The sequence below is a fragment of the Marinicella rhabdoformis genome (genome assembly GCF_009671245.1).
In the GTDB taxonomy this organism is placed as follows: domain Bacteria; phylum Pseudomonadota; class Gammaproteobacteria; order Xanthomonadales; family Marinicellaceae; genus Marinicella; species Marinicella rhabdoformis.
In genome coordinates, this window is sequence record NZ_VTFS01000002.1 from 103,005 (window position 1) to 115,799 (window position 12,795).

Consider the following 12,795-nt stretch of genomic DNA (forward strand, 5'->3'; position numbering starts at 1 on the left):
ACCAAATATCACTCTAAATTCACTTTAATTGCTGCACTGGCCGCCAATGGCGCCAAAGTCAGGGTCATCACAAATGAACCCATCAGCAGCAATAAATGACCTTGGGCGGAATTGCCCAAAGCCGTTTCCAGCACCGCGCCGGCGCCAAAAATCAAAACAGGTGCCAAAAGTGGCATCACCAAAACACTGAGTAACAGACCGCCAGAACGCAGATTCAATGTCAAAGCAGAACCGACAGAGCCCAATAAACTGAAAATCGGTGTGGCCAATAGCAGCGACAACATCAACACGCCATAAGCCTGTTCTGGTAAGTGCAGCAGCACACCGATGACAGGTGCAAATATTATCGCAGGTAAGCCGGTGGTTATCCAGTGGGCCAAAGCCTTACTCATTACCGCCAAAGGCAAAGACATTCCTGATAATAGATACAGCGACAAAGAACCATCTTCATAGTCGTCCTTGAAAATGTGTTCCAGTGTGATTAAAGTACCCAAAAGTGCCAAAATCCAGACAACGGCTGGTGCAATTTTTGCTAAAGTCTGCGCCCCTGCGCCCAATCCTAAAGGAAATAAAGTCACAATCAACAGTTGGAATACCAAGGGCTGGTAAATGCCAGATTTTTTGCGCCATGCTGAAATTAAATCTCGCTGACATAAATGCCAAAAACGGTTCACAGTTGGACCTCATCTGGCTGGCTGACTATTAAATCAATGTGGTGGTGCGCCAACTCATGAATCTTCTGTTGGTCATGCGCTGTTAACATCACAGCACCACCTTGGGCAATGTGAGCCGCTATTGTTTGATACAACCAATCACAGCCGGCATGGTCTAAATTGACAAAAGGCTCATCCAAAAGCCAAAAAGATTTATTCAACAGCAACAAACGACTCAAGGCCAAACGCTTTTTTTGGCCAGCTGATAATTCTGAAGCCAAATGGTATTCATAACCGGCCAAATCCACGGCTTCTAAGGCCGCTTCCATTTGTTCAGTTGAGGCGTTGACTTGATTGATTTTTAATGCGAAAGACAGGTTTTCCAAACAGCTTAAGTTGCCCTTATTGCCCAGTTTATGGCCTAAATAGTGACAGTTCGCTAACCACAGAGCGGATTGTTGAGAATCATTGAATGACATGTCCCCTGAGGCCAAAGGCCGCATACCTGCCAAAGTCTCCATCAAAGTGGTTTTTCCTGAACCATTGGGCCCTGCAATCACCGCCAATTCACCTGTATGCAACAGGCAAGAAACAGGTTCAAACAAGTCCTCGCCACCGCGGGCACAAGTGATGTTCGAAATATGTAAATGATGGTGACTCAAAATATGAAAAACCGAATCGTCAGGCGCAAATTAAACAGCCGCCAATTTTAGGTACAAAGCCCCCAGAAGTAAAGGATAACCCACAAATCCGAACGCTTGTTTGGACGTTATATGATTTGGGTCATGATGGATAAATGATGGCACTAAAATAAGTAGGTTGAGTTAAGCTTGCGTAATCTAATAAAACGTTTCACTTGGTGTTGTGTTGTCTTATCTTATAGGAGCTTTACTTGATAAGCATACAAACGAGCATACAAAATTGGGGAGAAGGTTCAATCATCACGAGATACAGCTTTGCGTAGGTTTTTGGTCTGGCCACGTTTGGTTTTTGCATCCAGTCGGCGTTTTTTAGATGCTTTGGTGGGCTTGGTGGCTTTGCGTTTTTTTGTTTGTGCTACTGCTGACTTGATTAACAGTATCAGTCTATTCAGGGCGTCTTCTCTGTTTTGTTGTTGTGTCCTGAATTGTTGGGCTTTGATTATGATGATGCCTTCTTTGCTGATGCGTTGATCTGAGAGGTTTAACAAGCGCTCTTTATAAAACTCGGGCAAGCTTGAGTTGACCACATCAAATCGTAAATGGATCGCACTGGATACTTTATTGACGTTCTGACCGCCTGGGCCTTGGGCACGAACGGCGGTTAATTCAATTTCTGAATCAGGTATTTGTACGGTTTGTGACAGAATTAGCATTTCACAATATCAGCATATCGGCGTATCGGCGTATCATGCCAACGAGTCATGTTTTGGAGAAGTATCATGTCAGCATATCATGTTTCGGAGAGGTGGTCTCAAAATCATTCCCAAATGATGTTTTCTGTCAGTTCTTGGTCTAAATAGTGGCTGTATTTGTTCTCTATTTCATTGCGTTTGACTTTCATGGTTGGCGTGAGCAAACCATTGTCGATGGTCCATTCTTCCTTTAATACAATAATGTGGTCAAGCTTTTGGTGACTTTCTAACTGGGCGTTGACACGCGACAAAACTTTTTCTAACTTTTCTGTCATTGACGCAGATTGGCTTGAACTTGGTTGGCTCAGAACCACAACAGCTATGGGTTGTTTGCGTCCTTGTCCCATAACGCAAACTTGTTCAATGTTTTTGCTGTGCGACAGCAGGGTTTCTATTACTGCGGGCACAACATATTTGCCTTTGCCTGTTTTGAATTGCTCTTTGAGTCGCCCGATGATTTGATAAACACCATCTTGTGTAACAGTTCCCATGTCTCCGGTATGGAACCAACCATCGGTAAAACTTTCTGCTGTGGCATCAGGTCGCTTGTAGTATTCTTTAAAAACCGCGGGGCCTCGAATCAGTATTTCTTGGTTGTCGCCAATTTTCATTTCAACACACTCACAGGCTTTTCCAATGGAGCCGAGCAATGCCGCATCATAAGGCATGTTGCTACAGGCCAGACCCGATGTTTCTGTCATGCCCCAGCCTTCAGAAATGGGGATGCCAATTCGGTCATACCATTGAAGGATACTGGGTGATATGGGGGCTGTTCCTGAGCCAAACATAGTGGCGTTGCCTAAACCCAAGCCTTTGCGAATTTTTTTAGCTATCAGTTTACCTATCAACGGAATTTTCAATAAAGTTTGTAATTTTTTATCTGGGATGTTGTTTAAGATTTCAATTTGAAACTTGTTCCATAACCGAGGAACAGACAGGAATGAGGTGGGTTGTGCTACTTTTACATCATCAATAAAGGTGTCCAAACTTTCTACAAAAAAGATTTTATTGCCTGAATAATACGACAGCACTTCAATTAATGTGCGTTCGGTGATGTGTGCCAAGGGCAGGTAGGACATGGTAACGTCTTGAGTTGTGACTTGCATCAAATTCACATAAGCAGTTGCAGCAGATGAAACATTACCGTAACTGAGCACCACACCTTTGGGGTTGCCCGTGCTGCCAGATGTATAGCAAAGACTGAACGTGTCACTCAACTTAGGTTGGTTGATGATTTTTAATGGTTTGGCTTTGATTAATTCATCCCATTGGTGTTGACCTTTTACGGTTGGGTAAGGGTATGTAATTCTTTTAATATCAGGGGCAATGCCTGCATCAGCTTCATCTAAACTATCTAACTTGCCTACAAAAATGGCCTTGCATTCACTTTGCTCAATGACAAATTGGATGGTATCTCGACCTGCCGTAGGGTAAATGGGGACGGACACCAAGCCAGCCATCATGATGGCCAAATCGCTGATGAACCAATGAGCACAATTTTTAGATAAAATGCCGACCTTGTCTCCCTTAACCAAACCCAATCCCAAGAGGGCAGTGGCCATTCTTCTTGCTTCATTATCGACTTCTGCCCAAGTGAAAACTTTAAGTTTTCTGTCTATCGGTTGATGCAAAAACGGCACTTCAGGCTGTGAGTCAACAAATGCGCTGAATTGTGCCAAAGGGTGGGTATTGTTCATCGGTTTGCCTACTTAAGAATGTTGATGTGATTTAAGGATAGCATATACTATTTAAATTACAGTGTTAATTGTGAGTTAAAAATCTATTGGGGGCAGTAGGCGGGCTGGTGTATCCGCCTCTTGTTAATTTATTACCTCAGAAACCTTGAATTTAATGTTAATAATGCTTCACTTTGGTAGTGGGTTTCAAAATGAATACTCACTATTTAAATAGGGAGAAAAGTATTCAAGCACAAGGTGGTCGGCTGTCTTCCATCAGTATGTCTAACTTGATTTGGGCTTGTTTTGTGTTGTTTAAATCATCGGGCTCTAGCATTTCACATTCATCTAAAAACATCTGATCAATGGTGACTGGGTAAAACCGGCAATCCTCTGGACGATCATGGTAAATGCCACAGCTGTATATATTGTCTTCGGATTTGATTAAGAAAGGGCAAAGGTTCAATTGTTGGCCTGTATTTGGATCGAACCATAATTCGTTGTTGTTGACGTATTGGAATATATCAGGACGTTCAGCTTCCCAAAAAGCTAAATCTTCTTGAGAAGCAGTTAAACCGCCTTCACTGTAATTGATGCAGCATTTACCGCATTGGGTACATTGTTTCAAAAAACATCTCACTGTGCTTTGTTTTCAATACAGTTTTAAAGCTGTTAAGCCACATGGACACTTCTCGTTTGAGTGTTCAAAGCTTGATTGGCTAAATATTCATCATAAGTACCGTGGAAATCGACCACTTTTTGGTCTTTGATTTCGATGATTCGCGTGGCCAGTGTGGAAACAAATTCACGGTCATGGCTGACAAATAACAAGGTGCCGTCCCATTCTTTCAGGGCATTATTCAAAGCTTCAATGGCTTCCATGTCCATGTGATTGGTGGGCTCGTCCATGATCAGAATATTGATGTCGCTCATCATCATTTTGCCGAACAACAGGCGGTTTTTTTCGCCACCAGAGCAGACCTTGGCTTTTTTGTTGAAGTCGTCTTCATTGAATAGTAAACGGCCCAACATGGCGCGAATTTTCAAATCGTCATGTTTGGGTGTGCGCCATTGTGACATCCAATCGAACAATGACAGTTCGTTATCAAAATCTACACTGCTGTCTTGCGGACAGTATCCCAAAGTGGCATTTTCAGCCCATTTAATCTTGCCTTCATTGGCTTCCAACTCATTGACTAAGCAGCGCAACAAAGTGGTTTTTCCCACGCCATTTTCACCAATGATGGCCAGTTTTGCGCCCGCTTCTAAAATTAAGTTACCGTCTTTGAATAATGTTTCATCATCAAAGCCCATCGCAAGATCTTCTAAAATCAAAGCATTGCGGTGCAGCTTTCTGTCTTGTTTTAAGGTGATTGAAGGCGTTCTTCTGCTTGATGACTTAACTTCATCTAAGCTGATTTTTTCTAGTTTTTTAGCACGGGAACTGGCTTGTTTGGCTTTCGAGGCATTGGCTGAGAAACGATTAACAAAACCTTGCAGTTCTTCCATCTCAGCGGCTTTCTTGGCATTACCTGCCAATAATTGTTCTTGGATCAAAGAAGAGGCCGCCATAAATGCTTCGTAGTTTCCAGGGTAAATGCGCAGCTCACCGTAGTCAATGTCGGCCATGTCGGTACATACCGCATTAAGGAAGTGGCGGTCATGAGAAATAACGATCATGGTGCATTTGCGTTGATTCAGGACTTCTTCTAACCAACTGATGGTGTGGATGTCCAAGTTATTGGTGGGCTCATCAAGCAATAAAATGTCAGGATTAGCGAACAAAGCTTGTGCCAACAAAACCCGCAATTTCCAACCCGGTGCCACTTGAGACATCAGTCCAAAGTGGTAGCTTTCTTCAATGCCCGCTTCTAACAGGATTTCACCCGCGCGACTTTCCGCAGTATAACCATCCATCTCGCCAAATTGGGCCTCAAGGTCGGCCACACGCATGCCATCTGCTTCGCTCATTTCTTCCATGGCATAAATGGCTTCACGTTCTTGCTTCACTTCCCAAAGCGCTGCATCACCCATGATAACCGCATCAATAACTGAATAGTTTTCGAAAGCAAATTGGTCTTGACTCAATGTGCCGACTGTCGCACCATCTTTGATGGATAAATTACCTGATGTTGGGGCCAGTTCACCGCTTAAAATTTTCATGAACGTTGATTTGCCACAGCCATTGGCTCCAATCAAACCATAGCGTCTGCCTTTGGCAAATTTAGCAGAAATATTTTCGAACAACGGCTCGGCGCCGAATTGCATGGTGATATTAGCAGTAGAGATCAATTGAGTATTCCTGAAATGTAAACAAAAAGCTATGGTGGGCGGCGCGCACTATAGTGAATTGTCAGCTGAAAGTCGAGTAATGATGAACAAATTGGTTTGATTCTCATGAACTGAATGGAAAAAAACCAATTAAATGTCGAATACGTGGTCGTTCATTCGTTGTATTATTGTTGTGTTTTTCTGTTAGAGATTGACTTGAAGTTATCAAAATATATTTTACTTTTAATAGTTGTCATTGCTGGAATGGCCAGTGCGCAAGACCGATTGACTGAACACACCTACAGTTTGGCTAAAGATGCTCCAATGGGTAAAGGTAAATTGGCAGATGTGGCATGGTTGGTAGGGTCGTGGCAAGGCACTGCCTTTGGCAGCCAATTTGAAGAAGTTTGGAACCCGGCCTCTGCAGGCTCTATGATGGGCATGTGGAAACTGTACGATTCTGAAAAGGGCGTTAATTTTTATGAGTTATTGCTTTTAAAGGAACAAAGTGAAGGTTTGGTTTTATTGGTCAAACATTTCAGTGCTGATTTTGTGGCTTGGGAGGATAAAGCAGATTTTGTGACATTCAGACTGGTTAAGGTTGAAGAGAATGCAGTGCATTTTTCAGGTTTGAGCTTTTACAAAAGTGAGCCAGATAAAATTGATGGTTACATCGTAATGACACAAAAAGATGGCAGCAAGACTGAGCATAAAATTGCTTATGAACGGGTAAAATAGCCACACTATCTTGGCTTCATTTTAGGCTGGTTTATTTTGTTAAAAGGTGGTCATGGCAAATAAGTTTATCCATATGAGCGGGTATGAGATAGAAGCAATGGGAGCCCTCTCTTTATTGAATGTTTCTTTTGTTTAATAGATGCTCAACCTGGTTTTTATGAGCTTTTGCTTTTGGGTTGTTGAATACCTTAAAGACAAGAAAAACAGGGATTAATCCGAAAAAATCTCAATAATTCTTAGCGACACCATAAATGATAACGCCGAACAAAAATCCAATTAATGTGGCATTGATGAGTTGAACGGATTTGATTTTTTTTGCTTCATTGAGTAATTCTTCATCTGAAAACTGATATAACTCTTCTGGGTTCATAATTGTTAAAGTCTTGGGCGTTGAAATGGTTCTAGATATCTTACCAGAAAATTGATTTACCTCATGGTATTAAAATTCAAGCGTTATATGGCGTGATGATTGTTTTACTTGTTCTTTGTCTTGAGGTTGTACTGATAGGTTACAAACTTCATATGAAGCTATAAAAATCAGCTTGGTTAGAGATATAATAATAAATGATGCAGTTTTAAGAATTGTAGTTTTGACAAAAGAGATTATGTCGAGTAAAGGTGTTTTTGAATAAAAGGATAAAAGTATGAAACTATTAATAAAAATCATTGGCATTGCTTTGCTTTTTTTATTAGTTGATGTTGCTTATGGGCAATATGCTATGAAAAAACAAAGCATCAGTAATGGTGGCGGAAAATTGTCAGGCGGTCGATTTGAACTGACAAGTACGATTGGGCAGCATGATTCCAGTAAGGAATTGTCAAATGGAGCTTATTCACTTAACGGTGGGTTTTGGCACGAAAATACAGATTTAATTTATCAAGATGAGTTTGAATAACGGGAAATTATAATGAAAATAAAAATAATCAGTTTGTTAATCCTTTGTATCATTGGGTTTAATCTCAACGCGCAAGTGGATCACAGTTTTACTTATCAGGGAGAGTTGTTGGATTCAGGGTCACCTGCTTCAGGCACTTATGATATTACAATTCTGGCTTTTGCAGACGCTAACGCCTCTGGAAATAGTTTGGCTACCTCAGTACATACTGGAGTTTCTGTGGAATCTGGGCTTTTTACAATAGAAGCTGTTAATTTGGGCAGTTTAATTTATGACGGATTAGATGTGTGGTTACAAGTCCAGGTTAAAGAAACTTCTGAACAAAATTTTACAGTTTTGGCACCTTTACAAAAAATGCATTCAGTACCTTATGCCAATACCCTGGTTGATAATGGTGCCACTGAAGGTCAAGTATTAACGTTTAATGATTCGGCGGGGTGGGTGCCAGCTGCGGCTGACATCGGTACAGACGATCAAAATATAACAGGCTTGTCTCTATTGAATACTTCACTAACTGTAGGTATTGAAAATGGTAACAGCCAGACAATAGATTTGGCTCCAATACAAGATGGTACAGGAACAGATGACCAAAATATTTCCGGTTCTGCTTTGAATGGAACTAATCTAACCATAGGAATTGAAGGCGGTAACAGTCAAGTTGTAGATGTGTCTTCTTTACAAGATGGAACAGGTACTGATGATCAAAATATATCGGGTTCTGAGTTAAACGGTACTGATTTAACCATTGGTATAGAAGGTGGCAATAGCCAAACTGTTGATATGGCGTCGATGATTGATGGATTAGGAACAAAGCTTATACGCGTTTCTGACTCTGCGGTTTTGGGTAAAGTCATTGGGGTGTCTTTTGGTACAAAAGAATGGACAGTTATCAACAACAATGGTTTCCTTATGCACATTAATGCCGACGGGGTGCCAAAATCAGAATCAGCACTCTACAATGATGGCGCTTGCGCCGCAAATCCTTTGTATTTACAGTTTGTTGCGAACTCTAATGCTTCCGGATCAATAGTTGCTGCTCAAGGTATGGTTTTTACTATTACAGATGTAGGCACTTATTATGTGCCTAAAAATACCACTTTGATTGATAATGCCATTTATAACAAGAGAAGAAACTCACCTACCAATTGTCAAACTTTAACTCAACCAATAAATACAGTAATTCCAATATTGGTTAATAATGAAGTTGTCACTGGCGTGCCTGAAGGCGGATACGGGCCAGTGACTGTTCAGTGACTTAATTACAGTGATTTAATTACAGTGATTTAGGGTGAGAGGGTGCTGGTTTGAAAGTTCCTTCTTACTCTAAAATCTTGTGAGCAAGGTCGGTATTTACAATGGGTTTTGACCGGTGATGCTGTTGGCCAGGTTAAAACATTGATGACAAGCGTTCATGAGCTTGAAGTTTTTTGCAGAGATAACAGTGTTTGTGTTGATGGCCGGCAGACAAATTCTGAAAGCCCAATGGACGGTGTTTATAGAATTACTTTGAATGACCCTACTTTGGGTGACGATGACATGCTGTAATTGGAATGGTTTGATGTGATGTTGAAATGTGACTTTGAAGGTTAACAGATAAGTTATTATTAGCGTTATTAATTTGCTCAGTAATCTAAAAACTTTCTTCGATCTTTTCCTGAAGCATTCGAGTCGATTTTATTGGGGTGTTTGATGTCTTTCCATGCGGTTATCATGCGGCCACTATTGAGGTGTGGAAACTCAATTGATGTTGGGGTTGTGGTTTTAATGAATGAACACAGATCGCTTAAACTGTTTTTGTGTTTGATGTTTATGCGAAGCAAATCTTTTCTTTTGGAAAAATATTCAAATACTTGATGCTGGTGGTTTTGATAACAGTAACTTAAGTGCGCATCAGATAAAGTGTCAATTTCGTTTTTTAATTCAAAAGTGTCAGTAAAGCAGCGTTTGAGGACGGGGTTGAAATGGTGGGGCTTATCAAGGTATGGCTGCATTTTGGTCAATAGCATACGAATAGAAGGAATCCATGACTTGATGTCACGATCAAGGTAAACAAATTTAGAGCCTGGGAACAATTGATCCAGTTGGCGATAATCACAAAAGCAAGGTGTGTCTGAAATGGCATCAGCAAGCTTGAATGATTCCTTAGTCAGTGCGGTATGAGCCACTTTCAATCCACCGTCGAGCAATGCGGCGCTGACGCTGGTTGTTCCTGTCCTTGGCAAGCCAATAATAAACAGTTTATTCATGCTTCTTTGATGATTCTGTCATTTTTTGGGCGGCTCGATCTAATAAAACGGCGCCAGTTTGATTTTGCCCGAGTTCATCATCGGGATTATACAGTGGACATTTTTTTAATGACAAGCAGCCGCAGCCAATACAGTCTGTCATGTTGTCTCTGAGTGCGGTTAAAGCATTAATTTTTGTGGTCAGTTGATCGTTCCATTGTTTTGACAATTTTCCCCAATGTGCTTTTGTGGGTGCTTGATCAGTAGGAAGAAATGACAAGGCTTCCTTTATGTCATTTAAGCTGATGCCAACCCTTTGTGCCGCTTTTATCACTGCGATTCTTCTTAAAACATCTGAATAATAACGCCTTTGATTGGCTGTGTTTCTTATTGAATGAATCAAACCTTTTTCTTCATAAAAATGAAGGGTGGATATGTTGACATCACTGCGTTGAGCCACTGCGCCTACTGAAAACCTTGCTGTTCTTATTTTTTTTGCCATTGGGGCTTGACCTCAAGTTAGCTTGAGGTTGTATTATGGGCGTAATAATTATCGAAGTAAACACTCAGGAGAAAATAATGGCACGTTTAGAGCATGTAAATTTAGTAGGGAAAGATATTGAGAAAAGTTTGGCTTTTTATCAAGCGGCCTTCCCGCATTGGTCAATAAGAGCTGAAGGTGAGGGCGAATGGTATGGCAAGCCACGCCGGTGGGTGCATTTTGGTGATGACCATCAATACTTGGCCTTCAGTGATTTTGGCGAAGGAGAAAACAGGGATTTAACTGGGCACAGCATGGGTTTGGCGCACATCGCATTTGCTGTAAATAATTTAGATGCAGTGATCAAAAGATTGAATCAATCAGGGTTTCCAATTTATAAGAGCGGTGCAGATTCGTTGCACAGAAAAAACATTTACTTTTTAGACAATGATGGCTTTGAGGTTGAATTCACAGAATACCTTTCGGACATCCCTTCAGAAAGAAATTCATAAGCCTGAAAAAAAACGGAGAAAATGATGAGTTACAGTGAGATTAAAGTGTCACAAATTGAATTGAACCCAGATCAATCGCTGGAAATAGAGAGCCAACATTCTGAGCACTTTAAGCACAACACAGTGGTGCCAGTAGTGTCAGTTACAAAACCCGTAAAAAAAACATGGTATCAATGTTTCATTGAGAATTCAGTGAATTTAATGAAATAATATTTAGATGACTTAATGCACTGCAATACGATCTATTCAGTTTGTTATAATAATTGTTTCTTGAAAGGGGTAGATGAAAGTGAAAAAAACAGTATTAATGATCTGTGTCCTGTTAATAGCGACACCGCTGCTGGCGAAAAGCAAAAGCAAACAAATGGATGAATTACTCAATGGGCTGTTTGAACCAAACGGTCCAGGCGGTGTTGCATTGGTTATAAAAAACGGTAAAATCGTTTACCGCAAGGCTTTTGGAATGGCCAATTTGGAATTAAACGTTGAAATGGAGCCAGAACATATTTTCCGTATTGGTTCTATAACCAAGCAATTCACGGCTGTCGCGATTTTGAAGTTGGCAGAAGAGGGGAAAGTTGATTTAGATGCTGACATCACTGAATACATCAAAGATTACCCAACCCACGGTCATAAAATAACCGTTAAACATTTACTTAATCACACCTCAGGTATTAAGAGTTACACCGGCATGTCTCAATGGACCAGTGAAACCCGAAAAAAAGATTTTGAGTTGACTGAATTGATTGATTATTTTAAGAATGAGCCGATGGATTTCGCGCCCGGTGTCGATTTCAGATATAACAACTCAGGTTATATTCTTTTAGGTCAGATCATTGAGGTGGCATCAGGTGAAAAATATGCTGACTATATTCAGAATCATATGTTCACGCCGTTAAAAATGAACAGTTCTTATTATGGTTCGACATCCAGAATCATAAAAAATCGTGCATCTGGTTACGATAAAGCGGATGAAATGTATAAAAATGCAGATTTCTTGAGCATGACACAGCCGCATGCTGCCGGTTCCTTATTATCAACTGTGGATGATTTGAGTACCTGGTATCAGTCGGTTTTAAATGACGAAATCATCAGTGCAGAAAGTCGTAAAATGGCCCACACACCTGAAACTTTGAATGATGGTGAAACACTTGATTATGGTTACGGCTGGGGGATAGGTAATATCCAAGGTGTACCCATGATTCAACATGGTGGCGGTATCAATGGTTTCTTATCGGCTTCGCTGGTTTTGCCAGAAGAAAAGTTATTTGTAGCGGTGTTGTCGAATTGTAATTGTAACCGACCTGGAGCAGTGGCTAACAAAATGGCAGCCATTGCGATTGATAAACCCTATAACTGGGAAAAAATCGACCTTTCTGATGAAGAATTGCAGTCTTATCAAGCTGTTTATGAACAGACTAAAAAAGGTATGGAAACCGAGAATTTACGAACCATTACTTATGAAAAAGGACAGTTGTTTTCATTAAGGTCAGGTGGCACACGCTATAAAATATTTCCTTATGCCAAGGACCAATTTTATTTTGAAGACAGCTTGTCTACACTTGAATTCAATCGCAATGCAGAAGGTGAAATTGAATCAGTAACTATGAAATCGACCAGAAGTGATCAAAATTGGCAGAGAACTGACAAGCCAATGCCCACGCTAACAGAAGTGGACATGAGCCTTGAAACTTTTGCCAAATACATTGGTAAGTATGAATTAGCGCCAGATTTTTATATTCATATTTTCAGTGAAGGTGGTACTTTTTATACGCAAGCCACGGGTCAGCAAAAAATAGAGTTGATTGCCACTGACGTCAATAAATTCACTTTGAAGGGTACCGATATCAAGCTCACCATGAACAGTAATGATGCTGGTGAGGTCAATGAGTTGGTGTTACATCAAAACGGAAACCACCCTGCAAAAAAAGTAGATTAACTTCAGTCAGC

General features: G+C 40.8%; 16 protein-coding genes. 7 read left to right on the forward strand and 9 right to left on the reverse strand.

Annotated features, from left to right (window positions below):
- Positions 1-8: 8 nt before the first annotated feature.
- From ccmB to FET73_RS06800, 6 genes are all read right to left on the reverse strand, one after another.
- A complete protein-coding gene (ccmB, locus tag FET73_RS06775; RefSeq protein WP_154223193.1) occupies positions 9-674 on the reverse strand; it encodes a heme exporter protein CcmB in 666 nt (221 codons plus the stop codon).
- Positions 671-1,315: a heme ABC exporter ATP-binding protein CcmA gene (gene ccmA, locus FET73_RS06780; RefSeq protein WP_154223194.1), complete on the reverse strand. Its 645-nt coding sequence runs from the start codon at positions 1,313-1,315 to the stop codon at positions 671-673. The genes ccmB and ccmA overlap by 4 nt, the downstream gene beginning before the upstream one ends.
- Before the next feature lie 272 nt (positions 1,316-1,587).
- Positions 1,588-2,007 (reverse strand): alternative ribosome rescue aminoacyl-tRNA hydrolase ArfB, encoded by a 420-nt coding sequence (gene arfB / locus FET73_RS06785; RefSeq protein ID WP_154223195.1) that lies wholly within the window; start codon positions 2,005-2,007, stop codon positions 1,588-1,590.
- Positions 2,008-2,111: 104 nt separating this feature from the next.
- Complete coding sequence (locus FET73_RS06790; RefSeq protein WP_154223196.1) at positions 2,112-3,743, reverse strand: AMP-binding protein; 1,632 nt, start codon at positions 3,741-3,743, stop codon at positions 2,112-2,114.
- 226 nt (positions 3,744-3,969) lie between these two features.
- Positions 3,970-4,350, reverse strand: a complete 381-nt coding sequence (locus FET73_RS06795; protein ID WP_154223197.1) for a YkgJ family cysteine cluster protein — start codon at positions 4,348-4,350, stop codon at positions 3,970-3,972.
- A 44-nt stretch (positions 4,351-4,394) separates the two neighbouring features.
- On the reverse strand, positions 4,395-6,014 hold the full coding sequence (locus tag FET73_RS06800) for an ABC-F family ATPase (RefSeq protein ID WP_154223198.1): 1,620 nt from the start codon (positions 6,012-6,014) through the stop codon (positions 4,395-4,397).
- Positions 6,015-6,128: 114 nt separating this feature from the next.
- Here FET73_RS06800 and FET73_RS06805 point away from each other — a divergent pair, with 114 nt between their 5' ends.
- A complete protein-coding gene (locus tag FET73_RS06805) occupies positions 6,129-6,731 on the forward strand; it encodes a DUF6265 family protein (protein WP_154223199.1) in 603 nt (200 codons plus the stop codon).
- 226 nt (positions 6,732-6,957) lie between these two features.
- Here the strand turns inward: FET73_RS06805 and FET73_RS06810 are convergent, their stop codons facing one another.
- Positions 6,958-7,101 carry a hypothetical protein gene (locus FET73_RS06810; RefSeq protein ID WP_154223200.1) on the reverse strand — a complete coding sequence of 48 codons (144 nt, stop codon included), beginning with the start codon at positions 7,099-7,101 and terminating at the stop codon, positions 6,958-6,960.
- A gap of 274 nt (positions 7,102-7,375) precedes the next feature.
- On the opposite strand from FET73_RS06810, the gene FET73_RS06815 reads away from it, so the two are divergent.
- The 3 genes from FET73_RS06815 to FET73_RS06825 all read left to right on the forward strand — a co-directional run bounded on the left by FET73_RS06815 (position 7,376) and on the right by FET73_RS06825 (position 9,172).
- A complete protein-coding gene (locus tag FET73_RS06815; RefSeq protein WP_154223201.1) occupies positions 7,376-7,627 on the forward strand; it encodes a hypothetical protein in 252 nt (83 codons plus the stop codon).
- A gap of 12 nt (positions 7,628-7,639) precedes the next feature.
- Complete coding sequence (locus FET73_RS06820) at positions 7,640-8,881, forward strand: hypothetical protein (RefSeq protein WP_154223202.1); 1,242 nt, start codon at positions 7,640-7,642, stop codon at positions 8,879-8,881.
- A 144-nt stretch (positions 8,882-9,025) separates the two neighbouring features.
- On the forward strand, positions 9,026-9,172 hold the full coding sequence (locus FET73_RS06825) for a hypothetical protein (RefSeq protein ID WP_154223203.1): 147 nt from the start codon (positions 9,026-9,028) through the stop codon (positions 9,170-9,172).
- Between the two features lie 77 nt (positions 9,173-9,249).
- Here FET73_RS06825 and FET73_RS06830 read toward each other — a convergent pair whose 3' ends face one another.
- Positions 9,250-9,873 carry a sulfotransferase gene (locus FET73_RS06830; protein WP_154223204.1) on the reverse strand — a complete coding sequence of 208 codons (624 nt, stop codon included), beginning with the start codon at positions 9,871-9,873 and terminating at the stop codon, positions 9,250-9,252.
- Positions 9,866-10,354, reverse strand: coding sequence for a redox-sensitive transcriptional activator SoxR (soxR, locus tag FET73_RS06835; protein ID WP_154223205.1), 489 nt, complete (start codon positions 10,352-10,354; stop codon positions 9,866-9,868). Before soxR ends, FET73_RS06830 begins: the two co-directional genes overlap by 8 nt.
- Before the next feature lie 77 nt (positions 10,355-10,431).
- Here soxR and FET73_RS06840 point away from each other — a divergent pair, with 77 nt between their 5' ends.
- The 3 genes from FET73_RS06840 to FET73_RS06850 all read left to right on the forward strand — a co-directional run bounded on the left by FET73_RS06840 (position 10,432) and on the right by FET73_RS06850 (position 12,784).
- Positions 10,432-10,845 (forward strand): VOC family protein, encoded by a 414-nt coding sequence (locus FET73_RS06840; protein ID WP_154223206.1) that lies wholly within the window; start codon positions 10,432-10,434, stop codon positions 10,843-10,845.
- A 24-nt stretch (positions 10,846-10,869) separates the two neighbouring features.
- On the forward strand, positions 10,870-11,055 hold the full coding sequence (locus FET73_RS06845; RefSeq protein ID WP_154223207.1) for a hypothetical protein: 186 nt from the start codon (positions 10,870-10,872) through the stop codon (positions 11,053-11,055).
- 73 nt (positions 11,056-11,128) lie between these two features.
- Positions 11,129-12,784: a serine hydrolase domain-containing protein gene (locus FET73_RS06850; RefSeq protein WP_154223208.1), complete on the forward strand. Its 1,656-nt coding sequence runs from the start codon at positions 11,129-11,131 to the stop codon at positions 12,782-12,784.
- Positions 12,785-12,795: the final 11 nt, after the last annotated feature.